This is a genomic window from Dietzia papillomatosis NBRC 105045, assembly GCF_001570845.1.
Taxonomy (GTDB): Bacteria; Actinomycetota; Actinomycetes; order Mycobacteriales; family Mycobacteriaceae; genus Dietzia; species Dietzia cinnamea.
Window position 1 is genome coordinate 26,626 of the sequence record NZ_BCSL01000019.1, and the last position, 18,938, is coordinate 45,563.

23 protein-coding genes, 2 pseudogenes and 1 riboswitch are annotated in these 18,938 nt (G+C 71.2%); of the genes and pseudogenes, 10 read left to right on the top strand and 15 right to left on the bottom strand.

Translation table 11 applies throughout. The features are described from left to right. Positions 1 to 14 precede the first annotated feature (14 nt). The 7 genes from DPA01S_RS08505 to DPA01S_RS08535 form a co-directional block, all read right to left on the bottom strand. Positions 15 to 1,067 (bottom strand): TerC family protein, encoded by a 1,053-nt coding sequence (locus tag DPA01S_RS08505; RefSeq protein ID WP_061229150.1) that lies wholly within the window; start codon positions 1,065 to 1,067, stop codon positions 15 to 17. Between the two features lie 228 nt (positions 1,068 to 1,295). Then, positions 1,296 to 1,616, bottom strand: coding sequence for a hypothetical protein (locus DPA01S_RS08510; protein ID WP_232303074.1), 321 nt, complete (start codon positions 1,614 to 1,616; stop codon positions 1,296 to 1,298). A 23-nt stretch (positions 1,617 to 1,639) separates the two neighbouring features. After that, the gene (locus DPA01S_RS16770) at positions 1,640 to 2,110 is read right to left on the bottom strand and encodes a hypothetical protein (protein WP_153038732.1); all 471 of its coding nucleotides are present in this window, start codon (positions 2,108 to 2,110) and stop codon (positions 1,640 to 1,642) included. 446 nt (positions 2,111 to 2,556) lie between these two features. Then, a complete protein-coding gene (locus DPA01S_RS08520; RefSeq protein ID WP_061915445.1) occupies positions 2,557 to 2,961 on the bottom strand; it encodes a four-helix bundle copper-binding protein in 405 nt (134 codons plus the stop codon). 276 nt (positions 2,962 to 3,237) lie between these two features. Beyond that, complete coding sequence (gene arfB, locus DPA01S_RS08525; RefSeq protein ID WP_061915521.1) at positions 3,238 to 3,678, bottom strand: alternative ribosome rescue aminoacyl-tRNA hydrolase ArfB; 441 nt, start codon at positions 3,676 to 3,678, stop codon at positions 3,238 to 3,240. A gap of 97 nt (positions 3,679 to 3,775) precedes the next feature. Beyond that, positions 3,776 to 4,372, bottom strand: a complete 597-nt coding sequence (locus tag DPA01S_RS08530; RefSeq protein WP_061229148.1) for a 1-acyl-sn-glycerol-3-phosphate acyltransferase — start codon at positions 4,370 to 4,372, stop codon at positions 3,776 to 3,778. A gap of 74 nt (positions 4,373 to 4,446) precedes the next feature. Further along, a complete protein-coding gene (locus DPA01S_RS08535; protein WP_061915448.1) occupies positions 4,447 to 5,025 on the bottom strand; it encodes a TetR/AcrR family transcriptional regulator in 579 nt (192 codons plus the stop codon). A 77-nt stretch (positions 5,026 to 5,102) separates the two neighbouring features. Here DPA01S_RS08535 and DPA01S_RS08540 point away from each other — a divergent pair, with 77 nt between their 5' ends. The 6 genes from DPA01S_RS08540 (at position 5,103) to DPA01S_RS08565 (ending at position 8,930) form a co-directional block, all read left to right on the top strand. Continuing rightward, a complete protein-coding gene (locus DPA01S_RS08540) occupies positions 5,103 to 5,624 on the top strand; it encodes a nuclear transport factor 2 family protein (protein WP_061915451.1) in 522 nt (173 codons plus the stop codon). 9 nt (positions 5,625 to 5,633) lie between these two features. Beyond that, positions 5,634 to 6,272, top strand: a complete 639-nt coding sequence (locus DPA01S_RS08545) for a sulfite exporter TauE/SafE family protein (RefSeq protein WP_061915454.1) — start codon at positions 5,634 to 5,636, stop codon at positions 6,270 to 6,272. Positions 6,273 to 6,331: 59 nt separating this feature from the next. After that, a complete protein-coding gene (locus tag DPA01S_RS08550) occupies positions 6,332 to 7,162 on the top strand; it encodes an SDR family NAD(P)-dependent oxidoreductase (protein WP_083961787.1) in 831 nt (276 codons plus the stop codon). 72 nt (positions 7,163 to 7,234) lie between these two features. After that, positions 7,235 to 7,531, top strand: coding sequence for a hypothetical protein (locus tag DPA01S_RS16775; protein ID WP_061915457.1), 297 nt, complete (start codon positions 7,235 to 7,237; stop codon positions 7,529 to 7,531). Further along, entirely contained in the window at positions 7,498 to 8,094 is a 597-nt protein-coding gene (locus DPA01S_RS08560) for an ABC transporter permease (protein ID WP_232303075.1), read from the top strand. The genes DPA01S_RS16775 and DPA01S_RS08560 overlap by 34 nt, the downstream gene beginning before the upstream one ends. An 83-nt stretch (positions 8,095 to 8,177) precedes the next feature. After that, on the top strand, positions 8,178 to 8,930 hold the full coding sequence (locus DPA01S_RS08565) for a TetR/AcrR family transcriptional regulator (RefSeq protein ID WP_061229907.1): 753 nt from the start codon (positions 8,178 to 8,180) through the stop codon (positions 8,928 to 8,930). On the opposite strand, the pseudogene DPA01S_RS17705 reads toward DPA01S_RS08565, so the two are convergent. The 6 genes and pseudogenes from DPA01S_RS17705 to DPA01S_RS08590 form a co-directional block, all read right to left on the bottom strand. Next, positions 8,886 to 9,265 (bottom strand): annotated as a pseudogene (locus DPA01S_RS17705) (SUMF1/EgtB/PvdO family nonheme iron enzyme); the annotation flags it as partial. The gene DPA01S_RS08565 and the pseudogene DPA01S_RS17705 overlap by 45 nt on opposite strands. Positions 9,266 to 9,268: 3 nt before the next feature. Then, entirely contained in the window at positions 9,269 to 10,453 is a 1,185-nt protein-coding gene (locus tag DPA01S_RS08570; RefSeq protein WP_061915460.1) for an FAD-dependent oxidoreductase, read from the bottom strand. 4 nt (positions 10,454 to 10,457) lie between these two features. Further along, a complete protein-coding gene (locus tag DPA01S_RS08575) occupies positions 10,458 to 10,724 on the bottom strand; it encodes a DUF6480 family protein (RefSeq protein ID WP_061915464.1) in 267 nt (88 codons plus the stop codon). A 32-nt stretch (positions 10,725 to 10,756) separates the two neighbouring features. Next, on the bottom strand, positions 10,757 to 11,650 hold the full coding sequence (locus tag DPA01S_RS08580) for an aspartate dehydrogenase domain-containing protein (protein ID WP_232303076.1): 894 nt from the start codon (positions 11,648 to 11,650) through the stop codon (positions 10,757 to 10,759). Between the two features lie 256 nt (positions 11,651 to 11,906). Further along, complete coding sequence (locus DPA01S_RS08585; protein ID WP_153038730.1) at positions 11,907 to 12,521, bottom strand: hypothetical protein; 615 nt, start codon at positions 12,519 to 12,521, stop codon at positions 11,907 to 11,909. 5 nt (positions 12,522 to 12,526) lie between these two features. Beyond that, positions 12,527 to 14,380, bottom strand: coding sequence for an alpha/beta hydrolase (locus DPA01S_RS08590; protein ID WP_153038729.1), 1,854 nt, complete (start codon positions 14,378 to 14,380; stop codon positions 12,527 to 12,529). Positions 14,381 to 14,438: 58 nt separating this feature from the next. Between DPA01S_RS08590 and DPA01S_RS08595 the strand changes: the two genes are divergently transcribed. Together DPA01S_RS08595 and DPA01S_RS08600 are read left to right on the top strand one after the other, a co-directional pair. Continuing rightward, positions 14,439 to 14,756: a WXG100 family type VII secretion target gene (locus DPA01S_RS08595; protein WP_232303082.1), complete on the top strand. Its 318-nt coding sequence runs from the start codon at positions 14,439 to 14,441 to the stop codon at positions 14,754 to 14,756. A gap of 56 nt (positions 14,757 to 14,812) precedes the next feature. Then, positions 14,813 to 14,909, top strand: a riboswitch (TPP riboswitch). A gap of 76 nt (positions 14,910 to 14,985) precedes the next feature. Next, positions 14,986 to 15,762 (top strand): 3-oxoacyl-ACP reductase, encoded by a 777-nt coding sequence (locus DPA01S_RS08600; protein WP_439950979.1) that lies wholly within the window; start codon positions 14,986 to 14,988, stop codon positions 15,760 to 15,762. A 29-nt stretch (positions 15,763 to 15,791) separates the two neighbouring features. Here the strand turns inward: DPA01S_RS08600 and DPA01S_RS08605 are convergent, their stop codons facing one another. Beyond that, entirely contained in the window at positions 15,792 to 17,294 is a 1,503-nt protein-coding gene (locus DPA01S_RS08605) for an alpha/beta hydrolase (RefSeq protein WP_232303077.1), read from the bottom strand. A 179-nt stretch (positions 17,295 to 17,473) separates the two neighbouring features. Here DPA01S_RS08605 and DPA01S_RS08610 point away from each other — a divergent pair, with 179 nt between their 5' ends. After that, on the top strand, positions 17,474 to 18,118 hold the full coding sequence (locus DPA01S_RS08610; protein ID WP_232303083.1) for a sensor histidine kinase: 645 nt from the start codon (positions 17,474 to 17,476) through the stop codon (positions 18,116 to 18,118). 11 nt (positions 18,119 to 18,129) lie between these two features. Further along, positions 18,130 to 18,554: pseudogene (locus tag DPA01S_RS16320) on the top strand (response regulator transcription factor). A gap of 70 nt (positions 18,555 to 18,624) precedes the next feature. Here DPA01S_RS16320 and DPA01S_RS08620 read toward each other — a convergent pair. Next, the gene (locus DPA01S_RS08620; protein WP_061915486.1) at positions 18,625 to 18,828 is read right to left on the bottom strand and encodes a hypothetical protein; all 204 of its coding nucleotides are present in this window, start codon (positions 18,826 to 18,828) and stop codon (positions 18,625 to 18,627) included. Between the last annotated feature and the right edge of the window lie 110 nt (positions 18,829 to 18,938).

Genomic DNA, 18,938 nt, shown 5'->3' on the forward strand with positions numbered 1-18,938 from the left:
GCCGCTTTCATCAGTCAGCGTGGCGGTCCGGCGGCGGGACGTTCCGAGCGATGGCGGGAGCGCGCGCGGCCGAACAGCGGCTCGAGTCGTGCGTCCTCGTCCGGGGTCGCGATGCGGAACGGCGGTTCGGTCGGGGTCGGGAGGCTCCGCCGGTCCTGCCCGCGCGTGGCCCTCAGGCTCGCCACGACCGACACGGTGAGGATCGTGGCGATGACGGCCAGCGAGAGCGGGGTAGGGATGTAGAAGACGTCGATCTTCAGCAGCATCTTCACGCCCACCCACATCAGCACCAGCGCCAGGCCGATCTTGAGGTACACGAACCGATGGACCAGATCGGCGAGCAGGAAGTACATCGCGCGCAGCCCCAGGATCGCGAACGCGTTGGCGGTGAAGACGAGGAACACCTCGTCGGTGACGGCGAAGATGGCGGGAATGGAGTCGACGGCGAACACGATGTCAGTCGTCTCGACCAGCACGAGCACTGCCAGCAGGGGAGTGGCCATGATCAGTCCGCCCTTGCGGACCAGCAGTCGCTGTCCGTGGAAGGTGTCGGTCATCGGCACGAACCGGCGGAACGCCCCGAGGACCCTGGACTGGTCGGGGTTGAGGTGCTCGTCGCGCTGACGGATCATGCGGAAGCCCGTGTACAGCAGGAACGCGGCGAAGATGTAGAGCACCCAGGAGAAGTTGGCGATCAGCACCGCGCCGCCGGCGATGAAGATCCCGCGGAAGATCAGAGCGCCCAGCACACCGAGGAACAAGACCCGGTGCTGGAACTGCGGGGGCACCGCGAAGTGGGCGAAGATGATCGCCCACACGAAGACGTTGTCCACGGCCAGGGACTTCTCGATGAGGTAGCCGGCGAAATACTGTTGGCCGAAGTCAGCGCCCCAGACGGCCCAGACGATCGCGCCGAAACCGACTCCGAGCGCGATCCAGACCGCCGACCACGTGGCCGCTTCCTTCACGCCGATGACGTGTGCCCGGCGGTGTGCGACGAGGTCGATCGCAAGCATCACGACGATGAAGGCGATGACGGCGAACCAGAGCCAGAGCGGGGTGTCCATAACGGGGACCTTTCGATCAGTGGGTGATCGAAGGTCTCTCCCGGCCACTGACTATGTGTGGCCCGCTCCGCCGGGCCCGGGGCCGTAGTGACGACGATGCGTGTGAGGGATACTTCCCTTCTGGTGGAGTCAGAGTAGCGGAAAAGACGAGTCGCGCGTAAAGGTGGCCGCCGATCAACCGGGGGGCCGGCGTGAACGCGCGGCCCCCCGATGCCGGTCGGCCGGGAGTCAGACGACCTCGTCGTCGTCGCCTTCAGGGTCGCCGTCGTCGTCGGGTAGTTCGATAGCCTGCTCCGCGACGTCCGCCGGGTTGGCCTCGCGGAAGGGGTCGTCGACGGTCACCTCGGGCTCGTACTCCTCGGGAGCGGTGACAGAATCAGGGCCCGGGGTGTACTCGTCCGGGTCGATGGGGTTCTCGGTGATCATCTCGTCCTCCTCGTGGCGTGGGGGCGCGTGGACCTCCACGTCTAGCAGCCTCTCGCCGGCCGCGCCACTGGACAGCGCGTCGGACCGCGCGAGGCAGCGGTCGACCCGGGCGTGCGGGAGCACTTCCGTGCGCTGGCCGGGGCGCGTCAGGAGTTGGCGATCGCCAGGATGATCCACACCGGAAGCCAGAGCCCGAACGTCACTATCGTCAGGACCAGGTGCAGGGCGTGGTTGACCCGCTTCGCCGGGGCACCGTGCACGTAGACGGCCTGTTGCATCGGCGGGTAGCCGAACTGCTGCGGGTACGGGCCCGGTTGGAACTGCGGAGGGGGCACGTGCAGGTGTTGCGGGATGTACGGGTCGCCGTACCCGTACGGCGAGGGTGCCCCGTACGGCGCGGCCGGCGGCATGCCGTAGGGGAAACCGCCCTCGTGGGCCAGCGGCTCGACCGGTCGCGCGAACGGCGGGCGCTCGGCAGGGAACTGCTCCGCCGGGTACGACGCCGTGGGGAACTGCTCGGTGGGGTTCAGATGGTCCGGCAGCGCCGAGCGGCCCCGGTCGTCGTGGCCGTCCTCGGTCCACGGCCCGTCCTGCCGCCGCGGGTGCTGCTCGTTCATGGTGACTCGATTCGAGACTCGGGGCCGGGTGGGACTCCCACCAACATAACCCCCACCGCCGCATGTCCACGCCGTGCGGACCGAAGATCCGGGTCGGGATCAGGGTCACCCCGACCCCCGGTGCGCGCGTCTCGGGGGGACACCCCCCGGTCACCGACCCATCCCGCCGCAGGAGAACTCCGAATCCCTGACGGTCACCTGGATGCTGCCCCTCGCACGACTCCTGAAAGCCCCTCCTGGGAGGGCGAGCTCGTCGTCGTCATCCACGCCGCCCGGTGAGCGCGGAGATGGCGCCCGCGGCCGCGGTGTGCGGACCGGCGTGTGCTACCTGTGGCGCACCGACGGCACCGGCGGGGGACTGACCCCTGCTGGACGCACACGGTCGACCCCTCCAGGAGCACGCGCTGTAAGCCGTTCGCGCAGCGGTTCCGCTCCGCCCGCGCCGGTCAGCCGATCGCGGCGAGGAGATCAGCGCACGCCTTCTCGCACCGACGGCACGCCTCGGCGCACAGTCGGCAGTGCTCGTGCATGTCGGCGTGCTGCTCGCAGTCGTCGGCGCAGGCCGCGCAGGCGGTCCGGCACGCCACCAGCTGCGCCTTGACCACCTCGAGGTTGCTGCCGGTGCGGCGGCTGAGCAGCGCTGCGGTGGCGGCGCAGACGTCGGCGCAGTCGAGATCGGTGCGGATGCAGTCGCGCAGGTCAGCGACCGACTCCTCGCCCAGGCAGGCGTCCGCGCATGACGAGCAGATCGTCGCGCATGCTGCGGACGCCTCGAGGGCCTCTGCGAGCAGTTCTACGTCGAGCCCGTCGGTCGGATTCGGATGGGACCTGATCATCTCGGAAGTGCTCATGCGCCCACGCTACCGTTGTGGGCCGCCGTGACAAGGGTTGGATTAGCGGAGGAACCCGCGAGATGAGGTGTGCGAGTGAAGCTGTCGATCGTCGACCTGGGGATCGTCGCGCCGGGGCGGAACGACCCCCCACGCGCGATGCTCGCCGTCAACATCACGGTCGGGGAGGACCGTGAGGACGGACTGCGGTAACGGAGACTCGATCGTGTCGTCGGGTATGCGGGGTTCGCCGGCAGGCACCGATTCGCACCTCGGCGAGGGGCGCGTGGAAGGCGATCAGTCGAGGTCGGGGCGTCGGCGATTGCGCTTGATTTCGGCGCGTCGACGCTCGTGCTGGAGTCGTCGGCGGCGCGAGCCGAGGGTGGGCCTGGTCGGTCTCCTGGGGGCCGGCGGCGCCACGGCGTCGCGCAGCAGGTCGGCGAGTCGCTGCCGTGCCGTAGCGCGGTTGCGCCGTTGGGAGCGGTTCTCCTCCACGGCCACGGTGAGGACGGAGCCCGACAACCTCGCGGCGAGCGCCTGAAGCGCCCGGGTGCGCTGAGGCTCGTCCAGGGCCGTCGTCGTGGCGAGATCGAGGCTGAGCTGGACCCGCGAATCGGCGGTGTTGACGTGCTGCCCGCCCGGGCCCGACGACCGGGAGAACCGCTCGAGCAGTTCTCCGGCCGGGATCACGAGACCGCGGGAAGCGCCGGGCCCCGGGGGTACTCGCAGGTCGTCCATGACGTCAGTGTCCCGCATAGGGGCGCGGGACGGTGGGCCGACAGGGCCGCACCTGGCCGCACCGGGCCTCACCGGACTCCCGGGCGTGCGGCGACACTCAGGGGTCGGGCTGCTCCACGTCCCGCGTGCGGGTTTCGTCGGCCAGCCGCGGCTCGACGCGTCTGTCCGGGTGGAAGCCGGCCTTGTCCGCGTAGAACGCGCGGATGCGGTCCATGTCCGCCGCGACGTCGCCTGTCAGCTCGATCGTGGGGCCCAGCCCGGTCGTCATGGTGGCCCGATCGACGTACCCGAGCGTCACCGGGAGGCCCGTCTCCCGCGCGATCCGGTAGAAGCCGGACTTCCAGCGTGAGTGCCCACTGCGCGTGCCGTCCGGCGTGATGACCAGGCAGAACGTTTCTCCGGCGTGGACCTGCCGGACCATGTCCTCCACGACCCGGGCCGGGCTCCCGCGGTCCACGGCGACCCCGCCGAGTGCTCGCATGAGCGGCCCGCGCCAGCCGGAGAAGAGGCTGGCCTTGCCCAGCCAGTGAACGTCGATGCCCAGACGCCATGCGATGCCGAGCATCAATACGAAGTCCCAGTTGGACGTGTGTGGGGCGCCGAGAAGGATCGTCGGTCGATCCGGGCCGGGGCTGGTGGACAGCGTCCAGCGGCTGAAGCGCCAGAATAGGCGAGCGGCAAGGGAGCGGATCACCCCGCCACCCTAGGTGAACGAGCGGGCGCGGGCTGAGGGATGAGCCTCCGGGGTTCGCGGCGGTGACGGCGAGTTCAGCGCTCGCCGGTGACGACCCTGGCCAGCAGATCGGCGAGGCTCTCGTCGATGCCGTCGCGCTCGGACTCGGGGATGTCGAGCGCGTCGAGCAGGGCCCCACGCAACACCGGCCACCCGTAGACGGCAGTGAATGCCAGTAGCAGCTCGACGTCACCGGCCGGCGGGGGAGAGCTCATCCGGCGCAGCGCGGCGGCCGGCCGCTGGGAGGGATCTAGCATCGGCGGGAACGCGGCATCGCGGTCCAACGCCAGCCACGCCAACAGCCTGCTGATCTCCGGGCGTGAGGAGGCGCCGAGCAGCATCCCGCGCACGGCCTCGCCAGCGTCGTCGAGGTTCTCTAGTCGCGCCGCGCCGAACCGCACCGCGTCCTGCATCACCGCGGTGATCAGCGCGTCCTTACGGCCGATGTGCCGGTGGATGAGCCCGAGATTCACCTGCGCGGCGTCCGCGATGTCACGTAGCGGGACGTGTGGTCCGCGCTCCGACAGCAATCGACGGGCCTCGCGCAGGACCGCCGAGCGGACCTCGTCGCGACCGGTCGGGCGGGCATCGGCGGCGTTCTTCCCGGTTTCCATTCCCGGACTGTACACAATTGACTACAGTCGCAGCAGTGCGCGCGACACGCGCGCCCCCACCCGTGCGAAAGGCCCTCATGAACACCACCGACCGCCGCGACGACATCGACGCCATCAAGGCCCTCAAGTACCGCTACCTGCGCTGCGTCGACCTCCGGCTGTGGGACGAGCTCGCCCAGACCCTCGCGCCCGAGGTCACCGCGTCATACGGCAAGCGCCTGAGCTACACCGGCCGAGACGAGGTCGTGGCCGGGCTGCAGCAGCAGATGACCGACGGTGTCATCACCGAGCACCAGGCCCACCACCCCGAGATCGAGATCGACGGCGACACCGCCACCGGCCGCTGGTACCTGCAGGACCGGGTGATCGTGCCCGAGTACGACACGTTCATCTTCGGCAGCGCCTTCTACGACGACGCCTACGCCCGCGTCGACGGCCGTTGGGTCATCACCCGCACCGGTTACAAGCGCACCTACGAGGCCATGATCAACCTCAAGGACGTGCCCAGCTTCCGGCTCAACGACAACCACCTGGCCCCACCGGCGAGAAGTGACGGCGGCCCGGACCGCCCGGATCGACAACGCAGCCGACGGCCGTGACGGTGACGAGTGGACCTGATCGTCATCGCCGCGCTGTGCGTGGCCGCCGCCTCGGTGATCGGCGGCGCCGCCGGGTTCGGCACCTCGCTCATCGCCGCGCCGCTCATGCTCACCGCGGGCATCGGTCTCGCGGAGACGGTGGTGGTCAACCTGGTCGTCGCGCTCATCACCCGCGTGGGCGTCACCGTGCAGTTGCGCGAGCACATCGACTGGCGGCGCGTCGCCGTCCTCGGTGCGGCGTCCGTGCCCGGGGCCTGGCTGGGCGTGCAGACCATCACGCTGCTCCCGGATCAACACCTCAAGCCGGCCGCCGGCGCGATCGGCGGGTACTTCTCCACCACCACCTCGCTGAACGGCCCACCCGTCGTCCTGCTGCTGGGCCGCGCGAAGATCCCGCCGCTGAGCTTCATCGCGGACCTCGCCGGCTACTTCGTCATCACGAGCATCGTCTCGCTCGCGCTGCTGTGGTCGGGCACGGGGATCGACCTGCCCGGCCTGTGGCCGCTCCTCGCGGCGTGCGTCGTCGCGGGGATCACAGCCAACCAGCTGGGCATCGCGATCGCCCGACGCCTGCCCACCCACCTGTTCCGCTCGGCCGTGATCGTCCTCGTGGTGATCGCAGGCCTGCTCACCATCGTCACCGCATGAGTGCCACCCGCCCGTCACCGCACGACCCACCCGTCACCGCACCACCCACGGAGGATCCCATGACCGACACACCGCAGAGCCCCGCAGGCCAGAGCCCCGCGAGCCGGAACACCCCGGCCCAGGGCACCTCGACCCGCCTGGCCGGCAAAGTCGCCATCGTCACCGGCGGCGGGCAGGGCGTCGGCCGCGGCATCTCGCTCGGCCTCGCCGAGTCCGGCGCCGCCGTACTGCTCGTCGGCCGCAAGATGCACAAGCTCGAGCGCGTCGCCGAGGAGATCCGTGCCGCCGGCGGCACCGCCGAATGCCTGGCCACCGACATCACCGCCGAGGACGCCCCCGAGACCATCATCTCCACTGCAGTCGAGCGACTCGGCGGCGTCGACATCCTCGTCAACAACGCCAACATGGCCATGCCCCTGCCGCTGTCCGACTACCCGGACGACGACTTCCGCACCGCCTTCGAGGGCGGCCCCCGCGTCACGCTGAGCCTCATGAAGCTCGCCCGCCCCGAAATGGCAGAGCGCGGCGGCGGCACCGTCATCAACCTCGTCACCTCCGCCGCCGTGCGCTGGGACGCCGCCAACTACGGCATCTACGCCGCCGTGAAAGAGGCAGTCCGCGCCCTGACCCGCGCCGCAGCCTACGAATGGGCCGCCGACGGCATCCGCGCCCTCAACGTGGCGCCCCACGCCCACAGCCCCGGGCTCGACTGGTGGATGGACAACAACCCGGAGGAGGCCGCCGAGTTCATCGCCGGCATCCCCGCCGGCCGGGTGGGTGACCCCGTCGCCGACATCGGCCGACCCGTCGCCTGGCTCTGCTCGGCAGAGGCCTCGTATCTGACCGGCGCGACCATCCCGCTCGACGGCGGGCAGTCGCGCTGGGGCTGACCTCGTCGTCGTCGCCGTCGTCCCCAGACCCGCCCCCCGGCGCCTGACGCCCCGCACCGAAAGGCCCCCGCCATGACCGACACCCCCGCCGTTGCCGGCGGCACCGACACCCCCGTTGCCCCGAGCGGCTCCGATGCCGCCGGCCGCGATGCGTTCGCCCTGGCCGCCGACATCGCCTCCGGCGTCACCACCGCCGCCGAGGTACTCGAGGACGCCATCGCGCGCATCGAGGCCCTCGACCCGCAGCTGAACGCGATGGTCGCCACGCGCTTCGACGCCGTCAGGGCCTCGACATCCTCGGCGGCCTGCTCTACGGCGCCAGGGTCTCCATCACCGTGGGTATCGGCGGCGTCGTCATCGGTGGTCTGATCGGCGGCGCGCTCGGTCTCATCGCCGGCTACAAGGGCGGCTGGGCCGACCGCGTCGTGTCCATCATCAGTGACGTGCTGCTCGCGTTCCCGTCCCTGATCCTGCTCATCGCGATCATCACGGTCCTCGAGCCGACACTGCTCAACGTCACGCTCGCCCTGGGTGTCATGGTGGTGCCCTCGTACGCGCGTCTCGTGCGCGCCAACGCCATGAGCTTCGCCGGCCGCGAGTTCGTCACGGCCGCCCGCTCGCTCGGCGCCGGCGAGATCCGCATCATGTTGCGCGAGGTGGCCCCGAACATCGTGGCGCCCGTGCTGTCCTACAGTTTCATGCTGGTCGCGGTGCTCATCGTGGCCGAGGCGTCGCTGAGCTACCTGGGACTGAGCATTCCCCGCCCCGAACCGACCTGGGGCAACATGATCAGCGCCGGCCAGCCCGACTTCGAGCGGTATCCCTACCTCGTAGGTATCCCGGCGTTCGTGCTGTTCCTCACCGTCCTGAGCTTCAACCAGCTGGGCGAGGCGGCCGGCCGCAAGTGGAGCCCCGGCGCGGCCAAGATCTGATCCGAACCGCCGGCCCGCCCGGGGCCGGCCGACTCGGCCGTGACGCAGTCGGTCGAGGATGAAGGCGTGGAGGAGTGGGTCCGATGGAGCGGACGAACGAGGTCCCGGACGACGCCGGGGCGAACGGCGCCTCCCAGACCAGGGACGCCAAGACGGCGATGATCGAGATCGCCGAGAAGCTGATCGGGGAACGCGGCCTCGACCGCGTGTCGATGCGCGACGTCGCGACGGCCGCCGGGCAACGGAACAACTCGGCGGTGCAGTACCACTTCGGGGGCCGGGACGGGCTCATCCGGCAGGTGCTGCGGCGCAGGCTGACCGCCCTGGACTCGGTGCGGCAGCAGCGGCTCGCCGAGATCGACGAGCACGGCCTGGGCACGGACCTCGCCTCGCTGGTGCGGGTCCTGTTCGAGCCGATCGTCGAGCTGTTGCGGGCGTCGCCGGACGCCACCCACTACGCGCGCTTCCTGCAGCGGGTTGGTCCGGTGATGGGCCCGGAGGCGCCGGAGGTGCGGCTGCGCACGGCGACCGACGACGTGGTGGTGCGGCTCATCGACGTGTGTTCACACCTGCCGCGGCGGGTGGCGTTCGAGCGGATCGATCTGGCCACGCAGATGTTCACCGGCGCGCTGGCGGTCTACGAGGACCGTCGCGACGCCAGCAGCACGGTGGTCAACACCGACTTCGAGAAGGTCGTGGCCCACCTCTACGACATGATCGAGGCGGCGCTGCGGGCCGGGCAGGGCTCGGCCGGGCAGGGTGCGTCCGGGCAGGGTTCGGCCGCCCTCGGCTCACATGTCGCGAACGCAGCGGAAGCCGAGGTTGGCGGTCGCTGACCCGGCCGTGTTGGCCGACCGCGCCGCCACCCGGTAGCGGTAGCAGTACGAGTCGTGGCACAGGTAGGACCCGCCATTTGGCGGCCCCCGGGGTGCCGCCAGTCCGCCCCGCGCACGGCCACCCACCACGGCGTGGTGTCGAGCCGGTGGAGGACGTCGGCGGGGTCGGCCTCGACGGCGAGGTGGAACACCGGGGACACACCCATCCGCTCGGCCTCGGTGACATACCCCGTGTCCTTGCAGAAGGTGGCGAACTGCGCGTTCGACACCGCGCACTCGTCCATCCGGAACGAGCGGACGCTCACTTCGCGCGGGCGCGCGGCAGGACGCCCGCCGGTTCAGACGCGACCGCGTAGGAGTTTGCGGAAGTACACGACGGGCTGGACGAACCGGTCGAACGCGTACGTGATCCGCCGTGGCACGGTGACGTCGATCCCGCGCACCGAGGGGGCCGGCCGACCGTCCCGATCGTGCTCGTCGAGCACCAGCCGGTTCCCGCTCACGGCGACGGGGATGACCGTGTAGCCGTCGTACTCCCGTAACGTCCCGCGGTCGCGGGCGGCGCGGAGATTGTCGGCCACCACCCCGACCTGCGCGCGCAGCGCGCCACCTGACGGGCGTGTGCCGACCGTCGCGGCGTCACCCAGGCCCCACACCGTGTCGACGCGCGAGTGGCGCAGGGTGCCCGGGTCGACGTCGACCAGGGCGGCGACGTCGTCGGTGGCGAGCCCCGAGTTGGCGACGAACCGGGGCGCACGGGTGTGCGGGGTGACGTAGGCCAGGTGGACGTCCTCGATGGCCGCGGGCGTCGGGCCGTCCACCGACACCGTGCGGGCGTGGTGGTCCACGGAGTCGACGCGTGACTGCTCGTGAACGGTGATGCCGTACTGCTCGATGAACGGGCGCAGCCTCCGGTCGGCGCGCTCGAGCCCGAGGAGCCCGCGGAACGGGGTCACGAGGTGCACGTCGATACGGTCGAGGACGCCCTCGCGCCGCCAGCGGTCACACGCCAGGAACATCGCCTTGAGCACGGTCCCGCCGCAGGAGGCGGGTTCGGGCGGAACCGAGAACACCACCGTGCCCTCACGGACGCGGACCAGGGCGGCGCACGCCCGGCCGGCGTACTCGGGTACGTGCGCGGACACCGCCCACCCGTCGACGTAGCCCCCCCGCAGTCCCGGGATCGCGTCCCAGTGCGGGGTCAGGCCGGGGCACAGCACGAGGTCGCGGTAGCCGACGGTGGCGCCCGTGTCGAGGGTGACCGTTCGTTCGGCCGGGTCGACACGGGTCACCGCCCGGGGGAGGAGATCCACGCCGTCGGGGATGACGGTCGCCATCGGTCGTTCGTACCGGGACATGCGGGCCCGCCCGGCCGCCGCGTAGTTGAGCATCGGCCGATACCGGTGCACGGGGCTCGGGTCGATGAGCGCGACGCTGCGTATGCCGTCGCGCCTGAGGCGGGCGGCCAGGGAGACCCCGGCGTTGCCCGCCCCGACGATCACGGTGTCGAACGCGGCGGGCATGGCGTCAGAACACTTCGAACGCGTAGCCGACGAGGCCGATGACGACGAGGAGGACGACGACGGCGATGACCGCGATCCACACGTAAGCGCTCTTGTTGCCCGGCTGGGGTGTCGGGCTCTGCTGTTCCGTCGGGCCCTGCTTGCTGGTGGCGCTATCCGACTGCAACGAGGTGGAGTCGGAGTCCGGCGTGATGCCGGCCGGGGCCGCGCCGTGACTGTCCACGTCGGGGCTCTGCGCGGGGTCGGGGTCTGACGGTCGGGCGTTGGCCATGAGGCACCTTTCGATCGACTGGAACCCTCACGTTAGGGGCTCGTCGCATGGCCTTCCACCGGTCGACCACCCGTGAGCACGACGACCCCCGGCCCGGCGCCCGCCGCGAGGGCACCCAGGACGTCCGCCACCGACCAGGCGGTGATCGCGGACGTGCGGCCGCCGGAGTCGGGGTCGACGGAGTTCTCGAACTGCAGCTCGTAGCGGCCCACCGGCGACTCCCACTCGACGACGTGGCGGGTGCGTCCGACGTCCGGGTCGGCGACCACGATCACCTCGGTCCGGTCCAGGCCGAGGGTGGCCAGCGCGAGCGCGACGGACGCGTTGGAGGTGCTCGGGAACTCGAGCGCCGCCTGGCGGGCCGAGCCGCGGAACACCTCGCGAGGCTCGGTGAGCTGCTCGTCGACGTCCAGGGCCACGGGTCGCTTGATCGTATAATGGCGGACGCTGGCGTCTGAGGTCCCGGCGCGGGCGGCCGCCCCGAGGACGTCGAGTCCCCCGATGGCCCCGGCCGGTACGAGCACGCGGCCGGCGCCCGGTCCTCCGGCGAGGAGGTCTCGGGGGTCGTCGTGGCGGGCGAACACGCCGCACGAGCACACCACGATGTCCGTGCCGGTGGCGGTGACCCTCGGGATGTACTCCGCCGCCGCGTCGACGCTGCCGGCCTCCACCACCACGTCAGCCGCGTCGATGGCGGCCTCGATCTCGCTCTCCGTGCTGCTCGAGCGGAGCATGGTGCCGAGTCTCGCACCCGGGACCCGGCCCTGCTCGAGCGCCTCGATGACGGCGCCGCCGATCGAGCCGGCGCCGACTACGGCGACCTGCAGCGGAGGCCGTGGAGTGGCGGCGCCGGCCAGGCCATCAGGGCCGGCGGCGGGGTCTGGATCGGACGAGGAACCGGCGGAGCGGGTGAGGGGAGGGGTCATGGTGGGCCCCACCGTACCCAGCGCGCGGGGAGGGCGCGGGCGTCGCGGACTCGGAAGATCAGAAGGTCATCGAGTGGGAGCACCCGGCCGGACACCGGTGGCGGAGGGAGTTCGTCCCGGTCGGCGACGGCGTCACCGAGGTCACCGAGGCCTACGACGGCACCACGTCCAAGGTCGGCCGCTTCCAGGAGATCAGCGGTCTGGCCGGACTGAACGTGGCCGGGATCGAGAAGACGCTGACCGAGCTCTCCGCGCGCTATCCGGCCTGACCGTTGTCGTCGTCGTTGTCGTCGTTCCCGGGAGCGGTGACGTCCCCGCCCGCGGCGGGGTAACAGGCGGTCTGGCCGCCGTAGGTGAAGCCCGCCCCCTCGACGTTGGCGATGCTGACCGTGTCACCGCGCTCGTTGGCGATCCGCAGCACGTGGTGGACGGTGCCGGACATCGGGACCTCGGAGCCGTCGGTGTAGCCGTGGCCCTCGACGATCTCGCGGATGCGCGGCCAGGCCCGCCCCCACTGGTCGGCGTCCATCACCGTGGTGACGCTCAGCTGGGGCGCGTTGTAGACGTACAGGTCCACGTCGCACGCGGTGACCGCGCCGCTGGACGGGTTCTGCTGCCACCCGTCCGGGCCGAGGGTCTGCTCGACCACCATGCGGACCTCGTCGAGCGTCGCGTCCAGCGCGCGCCGGGGCTCGTCGATGGTCATGGCGTCGTTCACGGGCTGCTCCTCGGTGGTCGTGGGGGCGGCGACGGTCTGGCTGTCGGTGCATCCGGCCGCGACGGCCAGGACGCCCGCGCCCAGCGCCGCGGCCAGGGCGCGGCGGAGGGCGGCGTGGCGGAGTGCGGAGGGACGGGTCGTGGCTGTTCGCATGCCGGTCATCTCGCCAGAAGGTCGAGTCGGTCCGCAGCGATGGCGGCGAGATTGTGCAGGGAGACGGTCTCGTTCTTCGTGTAGATGCTGTGCGCGCCGACGTCCTCGCCGTTGATCCGGTTGTAGTCGTCGCGGCCGTAGCGGGTGTCGTGAGCGACCGGCTCGCCGGTCTCGGGATGGGTCCGCACCACCACGTCCGTGGTCTCCATAGACAGTTCCTCGAGCCCCCACTGCCGCGGCGGGTTGCCCAGGCCGACCGTGGTGGTGCCCACCTCGCCGAAGATCTCGTTGACGAAGTCGCCGTCCTCGGTCATGTGGAACGCCCGCCCCTCGTCGATCCCGAGCGCGTCCTTGTCCGGGAGGGGGCGCATGAGGTCCTCGGTCGGGGCCGTCTGCGTCGGATGTGTGGCGGAGGTGTCCGGGTGGAGCTCGGGGAACCCTGGACTGCCGTAGAGGGCCAGGTTGTCCACCGGGGACCGGCCGTCGACGGCGAGCTCCTGCGCGGCGATGCCGGAGGTGGTGGAGCCGTACGAGTGGCCGAACAGGGAGAGGTTCACGTCGGTCTGGGTGTTGGCCACGGCGATGCCCCGCGCCGCGTTCTCGACCTTGGACGCCTCCTGCAGCGCGAGCGTGTTGGTACCCACGCCCAGCAGGTCGGCCTTCTGGGGATGTTGGTAGGCGAGGAAGGCGATGGTGGCGTGCGACTCGCCGGGCGCGAGCTCGGTTGCAGCGAGGTTGAGGTTCTGCGCGTCGTTGACCTTGCCTATCACGCTGTCGTGCACGTTGGTGGTGTAGCCCTCGACGGACAGGGAGACATTGTCCGCGGTATCGGGATTTCCGATGGAGATCGCCACCTCGGGAAGGTCCTCGGACAGGTCGTACTCGAGCAGCATGCGGTCCGGACCGGTGGCCGCGGTCCGGGTCCGCTTCAGCGTCTCGAGGTGACGCTCCGCCGCGTCCACCCGCGACTGCATGGAGATCATCCCGGCATAGTAGGCGTCCGACCCGCCGGGGCGGTCCATGTAGTCCCCGAGCTCGTCGCGCCGGTCATCGAGTTCCTTCTGCGCATCGGTGATGTCCCGGTCCAGCGCCTCGCGGTTGAGCTCGTCGCGGACCTCCGACGGCAGACCCCAGAGGTTGCGGATCGCGTCGGGCTCGTGGTCCATCATGTACTGCTGCTGGTCCCCGGTGAGTGACTCCCACCAGGTGCGGACCTGCTCGGCCGGGGCGTCCTGCGGGGGCGGCGGCGGAACGTCGTTCTGCGACTCCACGGCGTCGGAGACCGAGTCGGCACCCCCGTCGTCGATCTTTCCCGCGGCGATCGCGCGCAGGCCGTCCGCCGCGAGGGTCTCGATCCCCCGGCCGCGGCGGACCACCTCGGCGACGGTCTGCTCGATCTGGCGCTTGATCCCCTCCCGGGTCAGTTTCTCCTCGGGGGTCAGGGACACCCCGAACCGGAGGTCGCTCACCACCCCGGTGTCGCCGATCCGGAACTGGTTGCCGGACGCGTACATCTCGAGGCTCGTCACCTCCGCTTCGAGGATCGTCAGCGCCGACTCCACCTGCTCGGCGGTGTTCCGGGCCGCCTGGGCCTCGGCCGCGGCGTCGGTCACCGAGTCGCGGAAATCCATGAAGTGCCGGGATGCCATCGTCTCGCCCAGGGAATTGACCCACGACTGCCATTGACCGGCGTCCCGGACCTCCTCCTCGAACGACTCCAGGGCGGCCACACGGTCGATCATCGCGTCCGCGAGACGGCCGGCGTCGGCGGCCTCCCAGTCCCGGATCTCACCGTAGTTCAGCGCCACGTTTCTCCTCGAGGTCCACCACGCGTCGGCCACGGCCACGCTAGCATCCATTTCCGAAGTCTCACCAGGTAGTTGACCTCGATGGGAGTACGTAGTGGGCCCGTTCAACGTGGACACGAACGAACTGCGAACAGGCGCTGAATCCGTCCGGAACGCCGCTGAAACCGCGCGTGGACAGCTGGATACGACCGTGGATTCCGCACGGTCCGCCGAGCCGGGGTTCCCGGGCGAGGCCGCCGGTCCGTTCCGGGACGTACTGACTCGCTTCTCCGAGTTCGACCAACGGCTGGAGCGGACCGGCCACTCGACCGCGGACCGCCTCGAGGACTCCGCGGACCGGTACGACCGGACGGAGGACGTGATCGAGGGAATCTTCGACGGCCTCGGCGACGCGGTCGAGGGGATCGGCAGGGCCTTCGGTCGGTAGCCGCCACGCCGGGGCCGTCCGTGTGCTGGCCGGACGGTGAGCGACGGCCTACGCTGGCCGGGGACACGGGGTGCTGCCCGCCGGGCGGCTGAGAACACACCCGTCGAACCTGATCTGGGTAGTTCCAGCGAAGGAATGTCGATACGCTCTCCTCTACGGAAGTGGAGTACGCGGATCACCGCGAACCACATCGCCATCCTCCGCGCGAACCGCCGGAAAGCGAGTGGCAGTGCCGAACACACCGAGCATCGACCAGCAGATCGTCCTGGTGACCGGGGGAGCCAGAGGCCTGGGCCGCGAGATCGTCCGGTCCTTCGGGCGGGAGGGCGCCCGCGTCGTCGTCAACTACCGCCGCAGCGCCGACGACGCCGCCGACCTGGTCGGAGAGCTCGGCGCCGACCGCGCCGTCGCCGTTCGTGCCGACGTGACCGACGACGACGAGGTCCGCGCTCTCGTTGCCACCGCCACCACTCACTTCGGCGCCCCGATCACAACCGTCGTGAACAACGCGCTGGCCGATTTTCAGTTCAACGGTGACGCCCGCCCGTCGCCGGAGACCCTGAGCTGGGAGAACGTGGACCAGCAGCTGCGGGGTGCGGTCAAGGCGATCCTGGCGACCACCCAGGCCGTGCTGCCGGGGATGCGGGAGGCCGGGTTCGGCCGGATCGTCACGATCGGCACCAACCTCTTCCAGCATCCGGTGGTGCCGTATCACGACTACACGGCGGCCAAAGCCGCGGCGCTGTCGCTCACCCGCACCCTGGCGGCGGACCTGGGGCCCCACGGCGTGACGGTGAACATGGTCTCCGGCGGGCTGCTGCGCACGACCGATGCCAGCGCGGCCACCCCGGACGAGGTCTTTGACCTCATCGCCTCCGGAACGCCCCTGCGCCGCGTCACCACCCCGGCCGAGTTGGCGGATGCGGTCCTGTTCTTCGCCTCGCCGTGGGCGCGGGCGGTGACGGGGCAGAACCTCATCGTGGATGGCGGCCTGGTCAACGGCTGACCGGCTGGCCCGGCCCCGTCCGCCCCGACTCAGCCGGCCGCGGGGATCGGCGGCGCCGGGGCCTCGGTCACGTCGGTGTGCCCGGTGCGCAGGTACTCCACCACGGCGTCGTCGACCACGGTGTTGCCCTTGGCCACCTGGCCGTGGTCGCCGCCGGCGACGGTGATCATCTGCGCGCCCATCCGGTCCGCCAGGGCGTGCGCGCCGTGCAGCGGCGTCTGCGGGTCGCCGACGGAGTTGAGCAGTAGCGGCCGCGTCTCGAGCGCGTCGCCGCTGAGCTCGACGGGCGTGGTGATCGCGGGCGCGCCGGCACAGGCGGCGCCCGAACTGAACATCAGCCCGGTGGCGTCGAAGATGTCGCCGGTGACGAACTGGGTCCACAGGAACCCGGGGTAGTCGAGCGGCCGCGGGGCCACCCGGTTCTCGTTGCACAGCACGGCCGACTGCATGTTCAGGGCGATCATCGCCTCTTCCGGTAGCTCCGGCAACTGCGGGTCCCCGCCGCCCCCGGAGATCGGCTGTCCGGCGGCGAGGGCCTCGGCCAGCGCGGGCCACGCCGCCGACTGCGCCGCGAGCCCGCGGGTCGAGGCGAGCGTCGGGGAGGCGGCCTGGACGGCGCCGGGGGAGGCCAGCTGCCGGGCGAGTCCCTCGAGCTGCACACGGGCGGGGCCCGTCAGGGTGGCCCCGGCCATCCACGGCTCGGCGAGGGCCTGCCACACCGGCGGCACGTCGCCGATCTGCGCGGGCGGCGGGGCGAGCGTGGCGGTGGTGCCGGTCTCGGCCAGGACCTGCTCGGTCCACCGCTGGTACACCTTCAGCGGGGTGTCGCCGAGGCCGTAGACGGCGTCGTTCGCCGCGATCCACTCGAACATCGCGTGGACGCGCTGCTTGTACGGCTCGTTCTGCTGGTAGAGGACCTCGTTCCACATCCAGTCCGGGTTCGCCGCGGAGTCGAGCACCACCTTGTCGGTGTGCTGCGGGAACAGGGTGGCGTAGGCGGACCCGAGCAGGGTGCCGTACGACAGGCCGTGGATGGAGATCCGTTCCTCGCCCAGCGCCTGCCGCACCTGCTCCCAGTCGCGGGCGGTGTTCTCGGTGGTCAGGTGGCGCCAGTCGTCGCCGCTGGCGGCCTCGCACGAGGCTCGGTGGGTGGCGCCGAGCGAGGTGGCGATGGTCAGCGGGTCGGAGGCCATCGGCTCGCAGTGGAGGGGGCCGGCGTGCGCGAGGCCGCGCGGCTGGACGCCGATGAGGTCCCACTCGTCGCGCATCGCGTCCGGCCAGGTGAACATGCCGTCGTCGAAGTAGGTGAGGGAGTCGCCGCCGGGGCCGCCCGCGTTGCCGAAGAGGGAGCCGCGCCGCGCGCCCGGGTCGCGCGCCGGGAGCTTGGAGACCGTTACGTCGATCGTGTCGCCGTCAGGCCGCGAGTAGTCCTGCGGGACGGTCACGGCCGCGCAGACCGCGCCGGGGGTGGTCACCGTCTCCGGGCACGGGCCCCACGCGAGAGAGGAGGCCGGGGCGGGAACCGCCTGCACGGACGGTACGGTCGGCGCGGCTACCGCGAGTCCGGGAACGACGACGGCGAGGGCCGCGAGCGCAGCGGCGAGACGTGGGGACATCATTCGGCTTCGGCGACTGGGCATAGGCCAAGCATTCCAGAAGCCTGCGCTGAGAACGAGGCCATGACGGATGTCATCAGTGACCGGGCGTGGCCATGTCGATGGCGGGCACCCGCATCTCGGTGGGCGTCGCCGACCGTGAGGCGACGCTGCGCCGCGCCCTGGGCGTGGCCGAGGAGCGCGACCGCATGGTCCGCGGCCTCCACGACTTGCTGGGCCACACCCTCACCGCCCTGACGATCCGAACCCAGCTCGCGCGGGCTCTGGTGGACACCGATACGGCGGCGACGCGGGGCGAGCTGGACACCATCGAGGACCTCACCCGGTCCGAGCTGCAGGAGATGCGGCAGACCGTCGCCGGCCTGCGCGCCGCCGACCCGGCGAAGGAGGTGGACGAATTGTCGCGGTCGCTGCGGTCGGCGGGCGTCGACGTCGTCGTCGGAACCCCCTCCCTCGTCCCACCCGCGCACGCCGAGCTCGTCGCCTGGACGGTGCGGGAGGCGGGGACCAACATCGCGCGCCACTCGGGCGCGCGGCACGCGACCGTGGAGTTCGGCATCGCGGGCCTGCGGATCTGCGACGACGGCGAGGGGGTCGACTCCCACCGGTCACGCGCCGCCGGCGGGTCCGGCCAGGGACTGCGCGGGCTGGCGCAGCGGGCCGACGAGGTGGGTGCCCGGCTGGCGGTGCGCGAGCAGGTCGGCGGGGGTACCGTCGTGGAGCTGGGGTGGGAGCGGTGAGCGGGGGACCGCTGTCGGGTGCGCCGATCCGGATCATCCTCGCCGACGACCGGGCGTTCGTGCGCGGTGGGCTCGCGGCGCTGCTGGCGCGAGAGCCCGACATCGAGGTGGTGGCCGAGGTCGAGCGGGTTCCTGGTCAAGGACACCCCGGCGCGCGAACTGACCGAGGCCGTTCGGAGGGTCAACGCGGGGGAGACGGTGGTCGATGCCCAAGCTGGCACGGGAGTCGATGGCCGCCGGCCCGGACCCTCTGACCCCGCGCGAGAAAGACGTCCTGCGCGAGGCGCTGACAGGGGCCCGGATCGCCGACATCGCGGCCGAGCTACATCTGACGCAGAGGACGGTGCGCAATCACCTGTCCTCGGCCATCGCCAAGACCCACACCTCCACCCGCGGCGAGGCGGCGAGGGAGGCGCAGGTGCGTGGCTGGCTGTGAGGTGTGTCGACCCAGCCCGCTCACCGGCGGGCAACCGGGGTGGAGTGCCCCACCCCACCAGGCCGGCAGGTCAGGCGGACGGCGAGGTGTTGGTGCCGCCGTCGTTGATCTCGAAGCGGGTCCACTTGCCGTCCATGTCGACCTCCATGGCGTACCCGAGCGCGTCGTCGGGAACCTCGACCGTCTTGAACCAGTCGTACGCCTTGGTGTCGTCAGCGAACTCCTTCTCGTCGATCACGTTCTGCTCGGGGTCAATCACGCGGTAACGGGGCATGCTTGCTCCTTGGTCTCGTGGGAAGTTGAGTTCTCTTCCGCAGTGTGGGGGATTCGGCGCGGGCTCGCATCCGGACGGGCGGCCGTCCGCGGCGGGTACCTTCGATCCGG

Coding starts and splice junctions, on each gene's coding strand:
- DPA01S_RS08505 (WP_061229150.1), bottom strand. CDS start 1,067: ATGGACACCCCGCTCTGGCTCTGGTTCGCCGTCATCGCCTTCATCGTC.
- DPA01S_RS16770 (WP_153038732.1), bottom strand. CDS start 2,110: ATGAACGAGCAGCACCCGCGGCGGCAGGACGGGCCGTGGACCGAGGAC.
- DPA01S_RS08520 (WP_061915445.1), bottom strand. CDS start 2,961: ATGAGCACTTCCGAGATGATCAGGTCCCATCCGAATCCGACCGACGGG.
- arfB (WP_061915521.1), bottom strand. CDS start 3,678: ATGGACGACCTGCGAGTACCCCCGGGGCCCGGCGCTTCCCGCGGTCTC.
- DPA01S_RS08535 (WP_061915448.1), bottom strand. CDS start 5,025: ATGGAAACCGGGAAGAACGCCGCCGATGCCCGCCCGACCGGTCGCGAC.
- DPA01S_RS08540 (WP_061915451.1), top strand. CDS start 5,103: ATGAACACCACCGACCGCCGCGACGACATCGACGCCATCAAGGCCCTC.
- DPA01S_RS08550 (WP_083961787.1), top strand. CDS start 6,332: ATGACCGACACACCGCAGAGCCCCGCAGGCCAGAGCCCCGCGAGCCGG.
- DPA01S_RS16775 (WP_061915457.1), top strand. CDS start 7,235: ATGACCGACACCCCCGCCGTTGCCGGCGGCACCGACACCCCCGTTGCC.
- DPA01S_RS08565 (WP_061229907.1), top strand. CDS start 8,178: ATGGAGCGGACGAACGAGGTCCCGGACGACGCCGGGGCGAACGGCGCC.
- DPA01S_RS08570 (WP_061915460.1), bottom strand. CDS start 10,453: ATGCCCGCCGCGTTCGACACCGTGATCGTCGGGGCGGGCAACGCCGGG.
- DPA01S_RS08575 (WP_061915464.1), bottom strand. CDS start 10,724: ATGGCCAACGCCCGACCGTCAGACCCCGACCCCGCGCAGAGCCCCGAC.
- DPA01S_RS08580 (WP_232303076.1), bottom strand. CDS start 11,650: ATGACCCCTCCCCTCACCCGCTCCGCCGGTTCCTCGTCCGATCCAGAC.
- DPA01S_RS08585 (WP_153038730.1), bottom strand. CDS start 12,521: ATGCGAACAGCCACGACCCGTCCCTCCGCACTCCGCCACGCCGCCCTC.
- DPA01S_RS08590 (WP_153038729.1), bottom strand. CDS start 14,380: ATGGATGCTAGCGTGGCCGTGGCCGACGCGTGGTGGACCTCGAGGAGA.
- DPA01S_RS08610 (WP_232303083.1), top strand. CDS start 17,474: ATGTCGATGGCGGGCACCCGCATCTCGGTGGGCGTCGCCGACCGTGAG.
- DPA01S_RS08620 (WP_061915486.1), bottom strand. CDS start 18,828: ATGCCCCGTTACCGCGTGATTGACCCCGAGCAGAACGTGATCGACGAG.